At 53.4% G+C, this 18739-nt stretch carries 17 protein-coding genes; 4 read left to right on the top strand and 13 right to left on the bottom strand.

The features are described from left to right. Positions 1 to 14: 14 nt before the first annotated feature. The 10 genes from ACML7B_RS09920 to ACML7B_RS09875 form a co-directional block, all read right to left on the bottom strand. Positions 15 to 860 carry a cell division protein FtsQ gene (locus ACML7B_RS09920; RefSeq protein ID WP_418541046.1) on the bottom strand — a complete coding sequence of 282 codons (846 nt, stop codon included), beginning with the start codon at positions 858 to 860 and terminating at the stop codon, positions 15 to 17. Positions 861 to 1013: 153 nt separating this feature from the next. Then, positions 1014 to 1787 (bottom strand): phosphoribosylformimino-5-aminoimidazole carboxamide ribotide isomerase, encoded by a 774-nt coding sequence (gene hisA, locus ACML7B_RS09915; protein WP_346708801.1) that lies wholly within the window; start codon positions 1785 to 1787, stop codon positions 1014 to 1016. Between the two features lie 31 nt (positions 1788 to 1818). Then, positions 1819 to 3051 carry a phenylacetate--CoA ligase family protein gene (locus ACML7B_RS09910; protein ID WP_418541045.1) on the bottom strand — a complete coding sequence of 411 codons (1233 nt, stop codon included), beginning with the start codon at positions 3049 to 3051 and terminating at the stop codon, positions 1819 to 1821. Further along, positions 3048 to 3650 carry an indolepyruvate oxidoreductase subunit beta gene (locus ACML7B_RS09905; protein ID WP_418541044.1) on the bottom strand — a complete coding sequence of 201 codons (603 nt, stop codon included), beginning with the start codon at positions 3648 to 3650 and terminating at the stop codon, positions 3048 to 3050. The genes ACML7B_RS09910 and ACML7B_RS09905 overlap by 4 nt, the downstream gene beginning before the upstream one ends. Further along, positions 3643 to 5463: an indolepyruvate ferredoxin oxidoreductase subunit alpha gene (gene iorA, locus ACML7B_RS09900; RefSeq protein WP_418541043.1), complete on the bottom strand. Its 1821-nt coding sequence runs from the start codon at positions 5461 to 5463 to the stop codon at positions 3643 to 3645. The genes ACML7B_RS09905 and iorA overlap by 8 nt, the downstream gene beginning before the upstream one ends. Positions 5464 to 5591: 128 nt before the next feature. Next, a complete protein-coding gene (locus tag ACML7B_RS09895) occupies positions 5592 to 5876 on the bottom strand; it encodes a hypothetical protein (RefSeq protein ID WP_418541042.1) in 285 nt (94 codons plus the stop codon). Between the two features lie 125 nt (positions 5877 to 6001). Then, complete coding sequence (locus ACML7B_RS09890; protein ID WP_418541041.1) at positions 6002 to 7954, bottom strand: fructose-1,6-bisphosphatase; 1953 nt, start codon at positions 7952 to 7954, stop codon at positions 6002 to 6004. A 36-nt stretch (positions 7955 to 7990) separates the two neighbouring features. After that, positions 7991 to 8752 carry a 4-hydroxy-tetrahydrodipicolinate reductase gene (dapB, locus tag ACML7B_RS09885; RefSeq protein ID WP_346708808.1) on the bottom strand — a complete coding sequence of 254 codons (762 nt, stop codon included), beginning with the start codon at positions 8750 to 8752 and terminating at the stop codon, positions 7991 to 7993. Between the two features lie 43 nt (positions 8753 to 8795). Continuing rightward, complete coding sequence (dapA, locus tag ACML7B_RS09880; protein ID WP_346708809.1) at positions 8796 to 9686, bottom strand: 4-hydroxy-tetrahydrodipicolinate synthase; 891 nt, start codon at positions 9684 to 9686, stop codon at positions 8796 to 8798. A 73-nt stretch (positions 9687 to 9759) separates the two neighbouring features. Continuing rightward, complete coding sequence (locus ACML7B_RS09875; RefSeq protein ID WP_346708810.1) at positions 9760 to 10389, bottom strand: single-stranded DNA-binding protein; 630 nt, start codon at positions 10387 to 10389, stop codon at positions 9760 to 9762. Positions 10390 to 10573: 184 nt separating this feature from the next. Between ACML7B_RS09875 and typA the strand changes: the two genes are divergently transcribed. The 3 genes from typA (at position 10574) to hpf (ending at position 13676) form a co-directional block, all read left to right on the top strand. Beyond that, positions 10574 to 12400: a translational GTPase TypA gene (gene typA, locus ACML7B_RS09870; protein ID WP_418541039.1), complete on the top strand. Its 1827-nt coding sequence runs from the start codon at positions 10574 to 10576 to the stop codon at positions 12398 to 12400. A 27-nt stretch (positions 12401 to 12427) separates the two neighbouring features. Continuing rightward, entirely contained in the window at positions 12428 to 13039 is a 612-nt protein-coding gene (locus tag ACML7B_RS09865; RefSeq protein WP_418541037.1) for a transporter, read from the top strand. A 100-nt stretch (positions 13040 to 13139) separates the two neighbouring features. Continuing rightward, positions 13140 to 13676 carry a ribosome hibernation-promoting factor, HPF/YfiA family gene (gene hpf, locus ACML7B_RS09860; protein ID WP_418541034.1) on the top strand — a complete coding sequence of 179 codons (537 nt, stop codon included), beginning with the start codon at positions 13140 to 13142 and terminating at the stop codon, positions 13674 to 13676. An 85-nt stretch (positions 13677 to 13761) separates the two neighbouring features. Here the strand turns inward: hpf and ACML7B_RS09855 are convergent, their stop codons facing one another. Continuing rightward, positions 13762 to 14421 carry a YigZ family protein gene (locus ACML7B_RS09855; RefSeq protein WP_418541031.1) on the bottom strand — a complete coding sequence of 220 codons (660 nt, stop codon included), beginning with the start codon at positions 14419 to 14421 and terminating at the stop codon, positions 13762 to 13764. Positions 14422 to 14584: 163 nt separating this feature from the next. On the opposite strand from ACML7B_RS09855, the gene ACML7B_RS09850 reads away from it, so the two are divergent. Next, entirely contained in the window at positions 14585 to 17170 is a 2586-nt protein-coding gene (locus ACML7B_RS09850) for a transglycosylase domain-containing protein (RefSeq protein WP_418541029.1), read from the top strand. 83 nt (positions 17171 to 17253) lie between these two features. Here ACML7B_RS09850 and ACML7B_RS09845 read toward each other — a convergent pair whose 3' ends face one another. Both ACML7B_RS09845 and ACML7B_RS09840 read right to left on the bottom strand, forming a co-directional pair. Continuing rightward, positions 17254 to 17646, bottom strand: coding sequence for a hypothetical protein (locus ACML7B_RS09845; RefSeq protein WP_418541027.1), 393 nt, complete (start codon positions 17644 to 17646; stop codon positions 17254 to 17256). Further along, the gene (locus ACML7B_RS09840) at positions 17634 to 18107 is read right to left on the bottom strand and encodes a hypothetical protein (protein WP_418541024.1); all 474 of its coding nucleotides are present in this window, start codon (positions 18105 to 18107) and stop codon (positions 17634 to 17636) included. Before ACML7B_RS09840 ends, ACML7B_RS09845 begins: the two co-directional genes overlap by 13 nt. Between the last annotated feature and the right edge of the window lie 632 nt (positions 18108 to 18739).

Here is an 18739-nt window from a genome sequence, read left to right as displayed (position 1 = left end):
ACGGCTCCCTCTTCCTACGCTGTCTTCGCCGCGTTTGATCCATTGGAGCGGGCCTTGATGACCAGGATCGCCACAACCGCGATCACTGCCGCTACCACCATGCCGACCGCCAGGGCTGTTGTACTCTCCGCCCAGTCAGCCTCCCAGTCAATAAGGGACATGCCGCTCTCCGCCAGCATTTCCGCACCGATGGCTACCGCAAATGCCGCCAGTGAAACAAAGATCACCTTACCGCTGATGGGCTCAAGCGCAGTTTCAACTGTCCTGGGCTGCATTCCAAGCAGAGGCTCGATCTTGCCGTAGAGCTTGGGCACCAGGAACAATGTGGGCAGCAGACAGAACAGAATGCCGGAGAACAGCACATCATTGAAAAATGCAAATCCTTCTGTTGCAAACACACTCTCCGGGAGTCCCGGAACCGCTTCGAAATCCTGTACCGCAAACTGTACCTTCAGGATATCTACAATAGTTCCCATGGCCTGCTGGATGATCACGCCTCCGATGGCAGCGATCCCCACCATCTTCCGGTTCCTGGGATCTCTTACCAGACGGCCGGCGATGTAAACGCCGATGGTAACGGTAATGAATTTCTCCAGCTCGCCCAGGCCGCCAAACTGTCCCAACATGATCTCACTGAACACCAGCTCGCCGGTCGCCGCTCCCAAAGCCGCCGACATAGGATCAAACAGCATTGCCAGCACCAGTGGGATGAACAGGAAATACTCCACGGAGAATTCCACGATCCCTACCTGAAAAGACGGGATCAGTTCTGTAAATAAAGTTGCCAGTCCATAAAGGGACATTGTAAGCACAAATACCATTAATTTCTGTGACTGTGAAGCAGTCTGTTGTTTCAACATTTCTCTTTCCTCCTGATAAACATCAACGTTTTGTATCGTTTACGCTATGTATCTTATCAACAGGAGGTAAAGAGTGGTATCCTGTTTCTGTAAAATGTAAGTTAATTTACATTTTGTTTCTTTTATGAAATTTTATTTTCACCATTTTTCTCTTCACAGTCTGATCTTTTTCACCACTTCATAGGGGATCTCCCCTCCAAAGAGATCCAGGGCGCTTCCAATGGTGAAGTCCAGCTTCCCGCCGCTGATCTTGCGGAACCGCTCCAGATCCGCCATACTTCCGATGCCGCCGGCATAGGTGACTGGTATTCCTGAAAAGCCGCCAAGCAGCCGGACCAGATCTTCCTCCACGCCAGATGCCTTGCCCTCTACGTCCACCCCGTGGACCAGGAATTCATCACAGCTTCTGCCAAGCTTCTCCAGAATCGCTTCTGTCAGCTTCACATCTGTAAACTTCTGCCACCGATCTGTCACGATATAGTAGGCGCCCTCCCGCTTCCGGCAGCTTACGTCTATTACGATCCGCTCTTTCCCCACCGCCTGCCGCAGGCGCTCCAGGTTCTCCCACCGGATCTGGCCGTCCCGGAAGATATAGGAAGTCACGATCACATGGCTTGCCCCTGCGTCCAGGTATTCCGCCGCGTTCCCGGCCGTGATTCCGCCCCCTGCCTGCAGGCCGCCGGGATAAGCGGCAAGGGCGCTTAAGGCCTGCCGTCTGGTCTCCGGGTAATAAGGAGAGGAGGCAGGGTTCAGAAGGATCACATGTCCGCCGGCAAGGCCATCCTTCTGGTATAGCCTTGCAAAATCCGCCGCCTCCCGGTCTGAGGCAAAGTTCTCCCTGGCGCAGTCCCCTTCATCCTGAAGGCTGCCGCCTACGATCTGTTTTACTTTTCCGTTGTGAATGTCAATGCAGGGACGAAATCGCATGACTGGGCTCCTTTCACGTTCTATCTGGAGACTAGTACCGGTTGTCGAAGATCCGGGTGGATTTCTTCTCGCTGCGGGGAAGGTCTCCGATGGCCACTGGTTTTACATTGGTCATGATGCCGATCTTGGCCTTGAATTCCTGCTGGATCACCCGGGTGGCCTCCACCGGGTCTACTCCTTTGTTGATCTCCACGAAGAGAGTGCACACGTCTTTTCCGTTCATATGATCCAGCATAAACTGGTACTCGCTGGAAGCCTCCTGCACCCCTTTTAACATTTCCTCGATCTGGCTTGGGAAGATGTTAACTCCCTTCACCTTCACCATATCGTCAGTCCGCCCGATCAGGGTGTCGATCCTGGGGAACCGGGACCCGCAGGGGCAGTCCCCGGGGATAAATCGGGTCAGGTCGTGGGTCCGGTAGCGGATCAGGGGCGCTCCCTGTTTGCGCAGAGTGGTGATCACCAGCTCTCCGATCTCTCCATCCGGCAGCACCTCCCCGGTCTTGGGATCCACGATCTCAAAGTACACATAGTCATCCCAGTAATGCATGCCGCACTCATAATCGCAACTCATGGCGATCCCCGGTCCGTAGACCTCTGTCAGTCCATAGATATCATAGAGCTGGACTCCAAGCTCCGCGGCGATCCGTTTACGCATCTTATCGCCCCACCGTTCCGAGCCGATGACGCCCTTCTTCAGATAGATCTTATCGGTAAGATCCCGTTTGGCGATCTCCTCTGCCAAAAGGAGGGCATAGGAAGAGGTGGCACAGAGAACGGTGGCCTTCAGATCCTGCATCATCCGCAGCTGCTTCTCGGTATTGCCGGGACCCATGGGAATGGTCATGGCTCCCAGATGCTCCGCTCCCAGCTGGAATCCGATCCCCGCAGTCCACAGGCCATACCCCGGCGTGATCTGGATCCGGTCCAGGGCGGTGATCCCCGCCATCTCATAGCAGCGGGCAAACATCTTGGCCCAGTCGTCCACATCCTTCTGGGTATAGGGAATGATCACCGGCGTTCCGGTGGTCCCGGAGGAAGAATGGATGCGCACGATCTCTTCGTCCGGCTCCGCCTGCAGCCCCAGGGGATAGGCATCCCGCAGGTCCCCCTTCCAGGTGAAGGGAAGCTTCTCAAAATCCTCCTGGCTCTTGATGGCGTCAATGTCAATGTCTTTGAATTTTTCTTTATAGAAACAGGGTTTTGATGTCAGTACCTTCAGATTTTCCTTGATCAGTCGAAACTGAAGCTCTGTCATTTTCATCGGCTGGTCCTCCCTTCCTCTTCTGCCCGGACTCCAAGGGCCAGGGCTTTTACATTCATTTCCACATAGGCCGGTTTCACTCGTCTTTGGATCTCCCGTTCCATCTCTTCCGGTGTGATCCCCAGGGCGCCGCTGGCTGCGGCCGTTCCAAGAAGGGCCACATTGAGCACCTTGGGAGAGCCGGCCCTGGCGCACAGTTCTTCTCCGTCCACCACATAGAGCCGAAGATCCTGTGCCCGGAGATACTCGATCATCTCATCTCCCTCATATTCTTGCTGGCTTAAGGTGGATACCGCAGACTGTACCGCCTTCCGGTTCACCACCACCGCGCCTCCCTTCTTCAGGTAGGATAGGCTTCGCACAGCCTCCGCCGGCTCAAAGGCAAGGATCAGGTCCGCCTGTCCTTCCGGGATCATGGGGGAATGGACTTCCTCCCCCATCCGCACATGGCTCACCACGCTGCCGCCCCGCTGGGACATCCCGATGGTCTCCGAAGTCCGCACCTTGAGCCCCTGTTCCATGGCCGCGCAGGCGATCAGCTTGGACGCCAGGATCACTCCCTGGCCGCCCACACCGCACAACAGACAATTCTTACTCATGTGACCCCACCTCCTTTATGGCTTCAAAGTGGCAGATCTGGGCGCACAGCCCGCAGCCAAAACAAAGGGAAGGTTCAATGTGGGCCTTGCCCTCCTCTACCGTGACTGCCGGGCACCCGATCTCCCGGATGCACTGGCGGCAGAAGGTACAGTTCTCCCGCTCCACCTGATACTGGCGCACCGGTTTCGCCACCGCGATACAGGGCGACTTGAAGATCACCACGCGTACTCCCGGGACGTCCAGCACCTCCCGGACTGCTGCCACCGCCTCCTCAAGGTTCAGAGGATCCGCCTCCACGATCCTGGCCACGCCAATGCCCTCCAGGATCTTCCGGATACTGATCTTCTCCACGATCTCTCCCATCATGGTCCGGCCGGTCCCCGGGTGGGGCTGATGGCCGGTCATGGCCGTGGTGGAATTGTCCAGCACCACCAGCACAATATCCGTCTGGTTATAGACTGCATTTACCACACCGGTGATCCCGGAGGCAAAGAAAGTGGAATCTCCGATAAAGGAGAAATTCACACTGTCTGGTTCTATGATATGTAATCCCTGGGCGATGGTGACGTCCGCCCCCATGCACAGGCAGGTGTCCACCATATCCAGCGGCTTTACATTCCCCAGGGTATAACAGCCGATATCCCCGGAGAACACCGCCTTTCTCCCCTTCGCCGCCTGCTTTACCGCATAGAAGGAAGCCCGGTGGGGACATCCCGCGCACAGCACTGGCGGACGCACCGGAAGGGCAGGGGCGTCCTGTCCGCTAAATGCAGGCTCCACCTTCAAAAGCTCCGGATACTGGGGCAGGAAGGCCGCCAGGTCCCTGCGCACGCTCTCCACGCTGTTCTCTCCCGCATTCCGGGTATCCTGGGTCAGTTTCCCTCTGATGGTCACCGGAAGATGGTATTTCCCCACGATCCGCAGCAGTTCCTTCTCGATCACCGGATCCAGTTCCTCCAGGACCAGCACTTCCGAGAGTCCTTCCAGAAACCTAACCGCCAGTTCCTCCGGGAAGGGATGGGGGGTTCCGATCTTCAGGAGGGGAACTTCCCCGGGAAGGGATTCCTTCACATAGGCATAGGAGACTCCTCCTGCGGCGATCCCCTTTCCCTTCTCCTCTTTCCGGCCTTCCATCCGGTTAAAGGGACTTTCGGAAAAACGATGGGAAAGTTCTTCATTCCTGGCCTCGATCTTCTTATGGTTCTGATAGGAGAGCCGGGGAAAGATCACCCACCGTCCTGTATCCTTCACAAATCCTTTCGGCGTCTCTCTCCCGCCGCCTTCCTTCACATCAATGGAAGCGCAGCCATGGCAGACCCTTGTTGTGGGCCGCAGCAGCACCGGGGTCTTATACTCCTCCGAACAGACAAAGGCAGCCTCCACCATCTCATAAGCCTCCTCCGGAGAAGAGGGATCGAATACCGGAAGCTTGGAAAATGCTCCAAAGTGCCGGGTGTCCTGTTCTGTCTGGGAAGAGATGGGACCCGGGTCGTCCGCGGACACGATCACCATGCCCCCTTCCACACCTACATAGGCCAGGCTCATCAGCGGATCGCTGGCCACATTTAACCCCACCTGCTTCATGGTCACCAGGGTCCTGGCTCCCGCGTAGGAAGCTCCCGCCGCCACCTCAAGAGCCGCCTTCTCGTTCACCGACCACTCTACATGGATGGCGCCGTCCTGATTATGCTTTGCCACCGTCTCCAGGATCTCCGTGGAGGGAGTGCCGGGATATCCGGCCACCAGGCTTACGCCGGCCCGGATGGCACCCAGTCCAATGGCCTCATTGCCCATCAACAATTCTCTCGCCATGCTTTTTCTCCTTCTTGCACGCTTTGTACCGTTTTTTACCCGTTCAGTATATCACAATTCAGAAGGAAAAAAAAGAGACTGTGCCTTCTTGCACAGCCTCTTTACAGCCTGGATTCCCTGCTCTATGCCTATCCGTTCTCCAGATCTTTGGCGTCCCTCTCCATGTCTTCCACGCCATCCTTCACATCCTCGCCAATATCCTCGGCGCCGTCCTTCACATCCTCGCCGATCTCGTCCAGCACGCCGTCATCGGCAGTCCCGTCGGTGGCGCCGTTCATATCCTTCTGATCGGTGTCTTCCGTATGCACCGCGCCGTTATCCTCGGCGTCCCCGTCGCTTCCGCAGGCGGCAAGACCAGTAGTAAGCGCTCCCACACACAGAAGCACTGCCAGCAATTTCTGAAACTGTTTCATGATCTTATCTCCCTTTCATGCAGATTCTTAACTTATCAGGTATTTCCTGGTGTTAGTAATATCTGCAGATTGGGAGATTCTATACCTTCCAGCTTCTTCCTGTTTTTTCCTGTCTGTTTCTTTCCCTAGATTTTTTCTGTCAGGCGGCCGCTCCGGTAAGCGTAGAGAAGCTCCTCCAGATCATGGATCTGTTCTTTTAACTCCGTACCAATATCGGTATCTCCCACCTTCTTGCGCTGCAGGGTCTTTTTGACCACAATACTGTCAGAGTGGATATCCGTCTCCTTCTCAATAGCGCTCTCCGTCGATTCGAAAGGCTCGTGGGCAGCCAGGATCAGCCCGTAAGAATTATAGATCAGGGTATAGCCTGCGATCCCGGTCTCCTTCTGATAGGCTTTGGAGAAACCACCGTCAATGACCAGCACTTTCCCGCCACATTTCACCGGGCTCTCTCCGTCTTTAAGACGCACCGGAACATGGCCGTTGATGATATGAGATTCCTCCCCCTCAAGGCCAAATTCCTTCAGGATACCGGTGACCACCCGGGGATCTTCCAGATAACGGTAGTAGGGATTCTTCTTCTCTGCGTGGGTCTCTTTTTCCTTCAGAAAATACCGCTCAAAAGTCGCCATCTTATCCTTGCCAAACAGAGGGGAATCCTGTCCCTGCCAGATGTACCACATCAGATCCCTGCCCTTTTCCCGCTCTGATTCCTCCTCTGCGTAAAAGCCTTTTCTCACATATTCTTCCAGCAGTTGATAGAGACTGGCGCCTTTGCATTTCTTCCCGCAAACTTCCGCCTCCTTCAGCTGTCCCTCCTCCGTCAGGGGAACGCAGCCGTGATAGAGAAGGTTCTTGTTATATACCTTATAAAGACTCCCTTTATTGAGCAGAAACCGCATATGCTCCTGCAGCTTCGCGCAATTTGTAAAGGCCTGCCCAAGCCGCTCCATGATCTCCTCTTCCGCTTCCGAAAGGGCATAGGGATCCTCCGGATCTACCGTAGGGAAGTTTGTATCCAGCATCTCATAGGTCTTGCCATCAATTTCCACCGTTCCCTCCTGGAAATTGATCTTGTGCAGCAGATTCCTTCCTTCCAGATGAAAATCCGGATTCCGGCGGCTGGCCTGACCTTCCACCTTGAACTGGATAACCGAGATGGCCTTGTGCATCCGCATGTCCATGGCCCGTTCCCCTTCCCCGTGGGCCGGCGGGCTCTTTAATGCGAAACAGCTGCAGGGATCCTCCCGATAAGTATCCATGGCAAATGCCGCCAGCGGGAGCAGGTTGATGCCATATCCGTCCTCCAGGATATCCAGATTCCCATACCGGGCGCAGATGCGGATCACATTGGCGATACAGGCCCTCTGTCCTGCCGCCGCCCCCATCCACAGCACGTCATGATTCCCCCACTGGATGTCCACGCTGTGATACTCCATCAGCTTATCCATAATGATGTGAGGACCCGGTCCCCGGTCATAGATATCCCCCAGGATATGCAGGTGGTCCACCGTCAGACGCTGGATCACCTGAGCAAAGGCCGCGATACATTCCTCCGCCCTTCCCAGATCAATGATGGTGCTGACAATGGAATTATAGTAAGATTCTTTGTCCGTCAGCTCCGCCTTCTCTGTGATCAGTTCTTCGATCACGTAAGAAAACTCTGCCGGAAGGGCTTTGCGCACCTTGGACCGGGTATACTTGCTGGCCGCGCGCTTGCACACTTCGATCAGCCGGTACAGGGTGATCTTGTACCAGTCCTCCAGGTTCTCTTCTGACTTCCGGATCCGCTCCATCTTCTCTCTCGGATAATAAATAAGAGTAGCAAGGGCCTGTTTGTCCCTGCTACTCACAGTATTTCCAAAAACATCTTCGATCTTGCGCCTCACGGAACCAGACCCATTCTTCAGAACATGAGAAAAGGCCTGGTATTCTCCATGGATATCGGTAAGGAAATGTTCCGTTCCTTTTGGCAGATTCAGGATCGCCTGCAGATTGATGATCTCTGTAGATGCCTTGGCGATGGTGGGATAAAGTTCAGAAAGTCTCTTCAGATAACGCTCCTCCAACTCTCTCATAAACTCCTCCTGCTATGTAATTCTCCGTGCTTTTTCCTACTGGGCTTCGATCACGTCCGCCATGTCATAACGTCCCGCCGGTTTCCCCGCAAGGAACTTGGCGGCTTCCACCGCGCCTCTTGCGAAGACCGCCCGGGAATAAGCGGTATGTTTAAATTCGATCACTTCGTCCGTCCCTGCGTAGATCACCTCATGGTCACCCACAATGGTCCCGCCCCGGACAGCGGAAATACCGATCTCTTTGGCCTCCCGCTTCTGGCGCACCTGGCTTCTGTCATAGACATAATGATAAGCATTATCCAGGGAATCGTTGACGGCGTCCGCCAGGGCCAGCGCCGTCCCGCTGGGGGCGTCCAGCTTCTGGTTGTGGTGACGCTCCACGATCTCAATGTCAAATCCCGCAGGCGCCAGCACTCTGGAAGCGTCCCGCAGAAGCTTCAGGAGCAGATTGATGCCCATGGACATGTTGGCGGAACGAAGAACCGCCGTCTCCTTTGCCGCCGCCTCCACATGGGCCAGCTGTTCCTCAGAAAGCCCGGTGGTACATAACACCAGCGGAAGCCTGCGCGCCGCCGCATAGTCCAGCAGAGTATCTGCCGCCGCCGCATTGGAGAAATCAATGATCACATCTGCCTCCACATCGCAGTCTTCAATCTTCTCAAACACCGGATAGGTATTGGGCGTTTCCGTATAGGCATCCACGCCCGCCACGATCTCCATCTCCGGTTCCTTTGCTGTCATCTCTGTGATAACACGGCCCATCCTTCCGTTGCAGCCGTGCATGATCGCCCGTATCACGATTGCCTTCCTCCTGTCTGTATCACTTCTATATCAAACACGTTTACGCCAGTTTGATCCCAAAATCCTTCATGGCTTTCACCAGAGACTTCTCATGCTCCGGCGTCAGTTCCGTCAGCGGCATACGCAGAGGTCCGCAGTCAAATCCCGTCAGGCTGACCGCCTTCTTCACCGGGATCGGATTCACTTCGCAGAAGAGCTGGTCGATCAGCGGAATAGCCTTCAGCTGAAGGGCCGCGCTTCCCGCCACATCCCCTGTAAAATATTTCTCACAGATATCATGCGCTTCTCTCGGAGCGATATTGGCCAGAACGGAGATCACTCCGATCCCTCCCAGCGACAACAGAGGCACGATCTGATCGTCATTTCCGGAATACAGGTCGATCTTACCATCTGTCATGGACATGATCTTTGCCACCTGGGAAATGCTTCCGGAGGCTTCCTTCACGCCTACGATGTTATCCACATCCCGCACCAGCGCAGCGATGGTTGCCGGCTCTAGATTACAGCCGGTACGGCTGGCTACGTTATACATGATGATGGGCGCTTTGGCCTCTTTGGCTATCGCCGTATAGTGAGCGATCAGTCCTCCCTGGGTCGCCTTGTTATAATAAGGCGTCACCACCAGCAGTCCGTCTGCGCCGTACTCTACCGCATCTCTGGACAGCTCGATCGCCGTCTGGGTGGAGTTGGAGCCCGTCCCTGCGATCACAGGCACTCTGCCCTTCACCCGCTCGATGGCGAATTTTACACATTCCATATGCTCTTCCTCAGACAATGTGGCTGACTCTCCGGTGGTACCGCAGATAATGATACTGTCAGTCCCGTTCTCACATTGATAGTCTATCAGCTGATCAAGCATATCATAGTTAATGCTTTCGTCTTCATGAAATGGTGTGACGATCGCCACGCCGGAACCCTTGAAAATAGCCATAATTATCCTCCTGACATTTTTAAACTTTGTAAAAATATTATCATTATTCAAATATGATGTCAATGAGGACCGTTTAATCTTCACAGCATTCTAACTTGCTCACAGACACCTCATAGGCGGTCCGCTTCTCTGTCTCCGTCTCCGACAGCTTCTTCATATACTCCCGGCTCTGGATCCGCCCTATCAGCTGCACATGCTCTCCCACCTGAAAAGTGGAAGCGAACCGGGCGTTCCTGCCCCAGCAGATGCAGGGGATATAATCGGATTTCCCGTAGGGGCGGTTCACCGCCAGCAGAAGGTCCGCGATCTCCCGGCCCAGGGGCGTCTTACGGTAGACCGGCAGCTTGCATATGTACCCGTCCAGCAGGATGGTGTTGGTCTTGGCCCCGTCCGGCTCTTCGTCAATAAATTCCGCCTCCCTGGCAAACACAGACAGCACCAGCCGGTTCTTCTGTTCCTCATGCCGGTTATAGGACCGGAACTGTCCTGTCACCATCAGAAATTCCCCGGTATAATCCTGCGTCACGTCGATCAGGCGCTCCGAGATCATCACCGGGATGAGATCCCGGGAATTGCTCAGCCTTTTCACGCTTACATCCACCATGTAGAAGCCTTCCCCGAATACCTCGTGGCTGAACGTGAATCCTGATACCACCTCGCCCATGATCGTTACCTGGTTGTTCTCAATGATCTTATCTGACATAATCTTACAATCTCCCTTCCTCTAAATCGTATTTCTCGGTCACTATTTAGTCTATGAAGGAGATCTGGATTTTAGAACCGGTCTTTCCTGGTACTTGTAAATTTTTTAAAATATGATAAACTATTAGCGTTGTACACGAGTATCTGAACACATTTAAAATAGGAAAAGAAAAGGAAGATCTGTTATGAAGCAAAAACGGGAAGACATTCGAAATATCGCCATCATCGCCCATGTAGACCACGGCAAGACCACCCTGGTGGACGAGCTGTTGAAGCAAAGCGGCGTTTTCCGGGAGAATCAGGAAGTGGCGGAACGGGTGATGGATTCCAACGACATCGAGCGGGAGCGGGGCATCACCATTCTCTCCAAGAATACTGCCGTCTTTTATAAGGGGACTAAGATCAACATTGTAGACACGCCGGGACACGCGGATTTCGGCGGCGAAGTAGAACGGGTGCTGAAAATGGTGGACGGCGTCGTCCTGGTGGTGGACGCTTTCGAAGGCGCCATGCCTCAGACTAAATTCGTGTTGCGCAAGGCGCTGGAACTGTCTCTTCCGGTCATCGTCTGCATCAACAAGATGGACCGTCCGGAGGCGCGGCCCACAGAAGTTATCGACGAAGTCCTGGAACTCTTCATCGACCTGGACGCTTCAGAGGAACAGCTGGACTGCCCCTTCGTCTACGCTTCTGCCAAGTCCGGGGTCGCCGTTCTGGATCTGACTGATGAAAAGCGGGATATGAAGCCTCTCTTTGAGACCATATTGAAATACATCCCTGCGCCGGAAGGCGATCCGGAAGCAGACACCCAGGTTCTCATCAGCACCATCGACTACAATGAGTATGTGGGGCGTATCGGCATCGGGAAAGTGGAAAACGGCGTGATCCGGGTAGGCATGGACGCCGCCGTGGTAAATGAACACGACCCGGACCGTCTGGAGAAGGTGCGCATCAGCAAGCTGTACGAGTTTGACGGGCTGAACAAAGTGGAGGTAAAGGAAGCCACCATCGGCTCCATCGTAGCCATCTCCGGCATCGCGGATATCTCCATCGGCGACACCCTGTGTTCCCCGGAGAATCCCACGGCCATCCCCTTCCAGAAGATCTCCGAACCCACCATCGCCATGCAGTTTATCGTCAACGACAGCCCCTTTGCCGGACAGGAGGGCAAATACGTCACCTCCCGCCATCTGCGGGACCGTCTCTTCCGGGAACTGAACACCGACGTCAGTCTCCGGGTGGAAGAGATGGACAGCACCGACAGCTTCAAAGTATCCGGCCGTGGAGAACTCCATCTCTCCGTCCTGATCGAGAATATGCGGCGGGAAGGATATGAATTTGCCGTCAGCAAAGCAGAGGTTCTCTACCATGAGGACGAAAACGGCAAACTGCTGGAGCCTGTGGAAACCGCTTTCATCGACGTGCCCGATGAATTCACCGGGACCGTCATCGACAAGCTCAGCCAGCGCAAAGGGGAGCTGCGCAATATGGGCGTCTCCAACGGCGGCTACACCCGGCTGGAATTCTCCATCCCTTCCCGGGGACTCATCGGCTACCGGGGCGAGTTTCTGACGGATACCAAGGGCAACGGGATCATGAACACCGCCTTCGAGGGCTATGCGCCCTACAAGGGGGACATCCAGTACCGCAAGCAGGGCTCTCTCATCGCCTATGAGACTGGCGAGTCTGTCACCTACGGACTCTACAGCGCCCAGGAGCGGGGCGTTCTGTTCATTGGCCCCGGTGAGAAAGTCTACTCCGGAATGGTCATCGGCGAAAACGCCAAGACCGACGATATCGAAGTCAATGTCTGCAAGACCAAGCATCTTACCAACACCCGTTCTTCCAGCGCCGATGAGGCCCTGCGCTTAACGCCGCCCAAGATCTTAAGTCTGGAGCAGGCCCTGGACTTTATCGACACTGACGAGCTTCTGGAAGTAACTCCTAAGAGCCTGCGGCTTCGCAAGAAGATCCTGGATCCCCGGATGCGCAAGCGGGCAGCCCGCTCTTAACCCACTATCTTTCATAAGGAGGAGCCTATGAAACAGTACGTATCTATTTTTCTGAAGCGCCTTGCCGTCCTTCTGGAATTCTTTATCGCCATCATGCTGGCTATCGGGATTCTTCTGCTTTCCCTGCGTATGGCCAGCTCTCTTGGCAACATTCCAAACCTGGCGGTATGGCCCAACTACGACGACCTTCTGGAGACCTGCTTCAACCTGATCATCGGCGTGGAGCTGATCCGCATGATGTACTACCACACCCCCAACACGGTGTTTGAGGTGCTCCTTTTTGCCATCGCCCGGCAGATCATTGTGGAACACTCTTCTGCCTGGAGCAGTCTCATCGGCGTCTGCGCCATCGCTGTGCTTTTCGCCACAAGGAAGTTTTTATTCTCTGACTTTGACGTGTCAGACGAGACGGTATTCCGCGCCACCACCAAGGCCGGCGTCGTAAATAAGATCCTGGAGATCTCCATCCCCCATGAGGAAGGCGATACACTGAAAGACGTGCTGACACGCAGATGTGAAGAAGAAGATATTGAGATCGGCGTAGGCACCTGTGTGCGCTTTTCCGACTTCGGTCTCAGGGTGGCCAAGATGCATGAAGGAAAAATTTCACGAATTGAGGTAATCCGTGCTATACATTAGACCTTAAACATGCTATACTACATATATCAGATAGATTCATAGTTTCGACACCAATTGTCAGACTATAATACCTGAAATTATGCAAAAAGGAGTTGGTAGCATGAAGTTTATCATTATCGGCAAAAACATTGATGTCACACCGGGTTTAAGGCAGTCTGTTGAAAGCAAGCTGGGAAAACTGGAAAGGTATTTTACTCCTGATACGGAAATCCATGTAACCCTGAGCGTACAGAGAGAACACCAGAAGATTGAAGTCACCATCCCTGTCAAGGGCGGACTGATCCGCTCAGAGCAGGAAAGCACAGATATGTACGTATCCATTGACCTGGTAGAGGAAGTCATCGAGCGCCAGCTCCGCAAGTACAAGAACAAGCTGATCGCCAGACATCAGGAAGGCGGCAACTTCAAACAGGAATTCTTTGAAAATCAGGATGTGGTGGAAGACGACGGCGAGATCCGCATCGTCCGCACCAAGAAATTTGGCATTAAGCCCATGTTCCCGGAAGACGCCTGCGTGCAGATGGAACTTCTGGGCCACGATTTCTTCGTATTCTGCAATGCACAGACAGACGAAGTAAATGTGGTGTACCGGCGCAAGGACGGAAGCTTTGGTCTGATCGAACCGGAATTCAGTTAGTTAGGGAAGCAATTCGCGGATATGTCCCTCACTCTTTGAAAAGGGCCGGCGGAAAGGTTTTTTCCTTTCCCGCCGGCCCTTTCTTTTATCTTTCTTTCAGTTCTGTCAATTTCCCTTTCCGGTTGGCGATCCCGCATTTCCCCAGCTCTTCTATCCGGATCCTGCCGCTGGTCTCTTCTGTCAGAGATTCCTTTATCCCGGCGGCGTCCGCTTCCGGGACAAGGACCGTCAGTTCCACCTTCTCCGTGTAGACCGCCTCCTGGGCCGCCAGACCTCTCTCTCCCAGAAGATACTGGATCTTCCCAAGCTCCGTGTACTCTGCTGTAAGCTTCAGCTTTACTCCAGGGATCCGGGTGATCACCTCCGCGGCGGCAAGCCCCTCCTGCACCGCCAGAGAATAAGCCCGGATCAGGCCCCCGGTTCCAAGGAGAGTTCCACCGAAATACCGGGTCACTACCACCGCCGCATTATGTACTCCCGCCCCGGCAAGCACATCCATCATAGGGCGGCCCGCCGTCCCGGAAGGTTCCCCGTCGTCGCTGCAGCGCTGGATCTCATTTCTCTCCCCCACCACATATGCATAACAGTTGTGAGTTGCATCCCAGTATTTCTTGCGCAAGGACTCGATAAATGCCAGCGCCTCTTCTTCTGTCTCCACCGGGACCACTGTGGCGATAAATCTGGATTTCTTCTCTATGATCTGAGCTTCCCCGCCCGCATAAACAATCTTGTATTCCGACTCCATTTCCCGTCTGTTCCTTTCGCTGTATTCTGTCTGAGACATCTCCTTCTTATTACTATACCGAATTTCTTAAGTTTTTCCTACCAAAATGTGAAGTTTTCATTTTTTTCTTTATTTCAATACTGTTATTTGTTATAATGACCTGGTATAAAGGAGGCAGACGCGCATGAATTATGGTAAGAAAAAAGCGTCCCAAAGGCAGAAAAAGATCACGTCCAAATCCACCATGCAGGGAAAGCGGGTTGGCGTAAGACTTTTCAAGGCATTTTTGCTTTGTCTGCTTTTTGTGGGAATCGTCGGCGTTGTTGGCGGCGGTGTTTTTGTCAAAAAGATCCTGGATAATACACCGGAGGTTTCCCCTGCCGATGTAAAGCCATCGGGATACACTACTTTTGTCTACGCGGACGACGGGAAGACCGAGATCCAGCGTTTCGTAGCATCCGGTTCCAACCGCGTTTACAAGACACTGGATGAGATCCCGGAAGATCTCCAGCATGCTTTTATCGCCATCGAGGACGAGCGTTTCTATGATCACAACGGCATCGACCTGCAGGGTATCGCCCGTGCGGCCATGGTAGGTCTCACCAGCGGCAATTTCTCCGAGGGAGCCAGTACCCTGACCCAGCAGTTGATCAAGAACAACGTGTTCCCCGAGTTTACAGAAGAGAAGACGTTTTACGATAGATTACAGCGAAAGCTCCAGGAACAGTTCCTGGCCCTTGAGATCGAGAAGCAGATGAGCAAGGAAGAGATCCTGGAGGCTTATCTCAATACCATCAATCTGGGACAGAACTCTCTGGGAGTACAGTCTGCGGCGCAGCGGTATTTTGCCAAGGATGTGTCCGAGCTCACTCTGTCAGAATGTGCGGTCATTGCAGGTATCACCCAGAGTCCTTCCGGCTACAATCCGGTGACAAACCCGGAAGCCAACGCCAAGCGGCGCCAGAAGGTGCTGAACAATATGCTGGACCAGGGATACATCGACCAGGCCGCCTATGACGAGGCACTGGAAGACGATGTCTACGCACGGATCCAGCAGGTTAATACCAAAGTAGAAGAAAGCGAAAGCTCCACTTCCTATTTTGTAGACGCCCTGGCGGATCAGGTAATGCAGGATCTGCAGGACCAGCTGGGCTACAGCGAGACCCAGGCTTACAACGCCCTTTACAGCGGCGGTCTCACCATCTACTCCACCCAGAACATGGAAATGCAGAAGATCTGCGACGAGGAGATGAACGATGACAGCAACTATCCCGGTCTGAAAGAATACGGCCTGGATTATGCCCTGACTGTTACCCGTGCCGACGGCTCAGTAGAAAACTATGGTTCCGGCCATATCAAGAAATTTGTGAAAGAGAAATACGGCGACGATCAGGGACTTCTCTATTCCAGTAAGGATAAAGCCAAGGAAATGGTAGAAAGATGGAAGAAGACCATCGCCAAAGAAGGGGACACTTATGATGAACGTATCACCATCACCCCTCAGCCGCAGGCTTCCGTCACCATCATGGATCAGTCCAACGGACAGATCAAAGCCATGGTAGGCGGCCGCGGACAGAAGACCAACCAGGGACTGAACCGGGCCTACAAGGGTTCAAAGCGTCAGCCTGGTTCTACCTTCAAGATCCTGGCGGCCTACGCGCCGGCCCTGGACTCCTGCGGAAAGACCCTTGCCACCATCGTCCGGGACGATTCCTATAAATACAAGAACGGAAAAGAGATCCGGAACGCCAACGGGCGTCATCTGGGAGATATCACCTACCGGACAGCTATTGCCCAGTCTGTCAACGTAGCTGCCGTCAAAGTCAGCGATGAGATCACCCAGGAACTGGGATTCGAATACTGTGAAGACTTTGGTATCACAACACTGCATAAGGATTCCGATATCGTTCAGGCACTTTCTCTTGGCGGTATCACAGACGGTGTCTATAACTATCAGATGTGCGCTGCTTACGCGACCATCGCAAACGGCGGAGTTTATAACTCTCCTACCATGTACACCAAGATCCTGGATCACGACGGCAATGTGCTGCTGGAGAATACACAGGAGACACGTACCGTGCTCAAGGACAGCACTGCCGCTCTTCTGACCAGCGCAATGGAGACCGTTGTTGAAAGCGGTACCGGAACTGCCTGCCGCCTGAACAACATGCCGGTTGCCGGCAAGACAGGTACCACCACCTCCAAGAAGGACCTGTGGTTCTGCGGATACACTCCCTATTATACCTGTGCGGTATGGGGCGGATACGACGACAACAAGGAATGTAACTATGACAGTAACTTCCGTTTCCGTCTGTGGCAGGGTATCATGAGCCGGATCCATAAGGATCTGGACCACAAAGATTTCGAGATGCCCAATTCGATCGAGAAGAAGACCGTCTGCAAGCTGACCGGTAAACTGGCGGTGGCTGGACAATGTCCAAGCATTACTGAATATTTCGCGAAGGATACTGTCCCAACCGAAAGATGTTCCGGACATGCAGGCGTCGTAGGTGAAAACGGCGAGGCTGTTGAAGATAAGGACAAGACGAAAGACGACAATAAGGATAACGGCAATACCGGCGATTCCAGCAACACCGGAGGCGGACAGACTGGCGGCGGGCAAACCGGTGGACAGACCGGCGGCGGTGACTCCGGTGGCGGTGGCACTGACCAGGGCGGTGACACTAAACCCGGCGGCCCTGACCAGGGCGGCGGCCCTGACCAAGGTGACGGCACTGACCAGGGCGGCGGTGAACAGCCCCAGACTTAATATTCTATACGATTTATAAAAACCCCCATCCAGAATATTCTGGATGGGGGGTTCTCTTTGCTATACAACAAACCTGAGATCTGCTAACATTTCTCCAAATAACTTGCAGCCTCTTCTTTTGTAAGCTGATAAGTATCCTGAAGCTTCCGGATGATCTGTTCCTTTGGAATATCAAAATCCTGTAAGGAACGGATCAATCCGCAGATCCCCCGCTCGATTCCTTGCTCGATTCCTTCCTGATATCCGTCTTCTTTTCCCTCCTGATATCCGTCCTCATAGCCTTCTTTTTTCATGGCTTTCTCGTATGCTTCCTGATCAAATCCTTCCAGTACCATCTGTACCACCTCTGCTTTCTGCGCTCTCAGGATATCCGCCAGAACCCCGCCGGCAATACAGCTTTCCACCGCCGCTTCCACTGCTTCCTGCAGATCTTGCCCTCTCGCCTGATTCTTCCGGATGGTATTCATTCCAGGCATGGCTCTTTCTCCCCGGTTGGCCGCTGGAAAAGATCTGACAGTTTTAAAATCTTCCGGTCCGGTTCCTCCTGGGTTCCATTGTAGAACACGATGTGCTGGGGAAAAGGAAATACTTTAGGTGAACTACTGTAAATATTGATCTCGCGGCTGGAAATGTGTCTGTTGTAAACGCCTGCGAAATACAGAAGCCCCCGCATTGGCATGTTGGGATTATAAGTGCTCTGGTGCTCATACAGGTTCAGTTCCGCATCGATCAGGAAGGACAAATCGTTCTTCATAGAAAGATACAGAACATTTTCCAGGGTGTTGACCTCCAGCTCTTCCGGATCGTCATAATTGGTTCCGTTGATCGCATTATATAGATCCAGAAGGTCCTTCTTGTTATTGAACACAAAACGAAACAGGCGATCCTTGTAGTTACGGTTCGCAATAGGATATTCCTGAGTGTGAAATTGTTGCATTCTTGATTTTCTCCTTTCATTATAGAAAACAAAACAAACCGTTGCAACCTTTAAGTGAGCTCTAAAAAAGGTCTGGAAACAAATGGCGGAAACCGCCGGATAAAGAATGGACAGCCGGAAGACCCGGCCTTTCATAGAGAGAACTCTCCAGATGATTGTTTTATTATAGAAGAATACTTCCAAGAAGACAAGATGGCAGGATAGACAAATCAAGACAGGAAATTTCAGCAAGTGCTACCAAATTCAGGTTTATCGCGTTGATTCTGTGAACTGAACATTGCTCAGGGAAGTGCATACAGCCTGCCGATAGAAGCCAGAAAAGTTCGCGAAGAATCCTTAACATCAAAACACCTGCGATTTCATGACCAGAGCAATTCGCCGGGAAATCTGATGATTTCCCGGCTCAGGCTCTTCTCAGATTTGACAGGAAGTCAAATCTTCGCATGAAATCGCAGGTGTTTTTCTGTAACGGATTCTAACGCTTCCATATGGTTTCTATCGGCAGGCTGTATGCGCTTCCCTGTTCCATATTCTTCCGCAGAATCATCTTGACAATTCAGGACTTTGCCGTGCAAGTTGGCGATAAGGCGGGGGCCGGATGATGGCGGAGGTTAAGCGTCAGCCTCGGAGCA

It is taken from the genome of Massilistercora timonensis (genome assembly GCF_048354975.1).
In the GTDB taxonomy this organism is placed as follows: domain Bacteria; phylum Bacillota; class Clostridia; order Lachnospirales; family Lachnospiraceae; genus Massilistercora; species Massilistercora timonensis.
The sequence above is the reverse complement of the archived record's forward strand: the minus strand, read 5'-3'. Positions and strand labels throughout refer to the sequence as shown.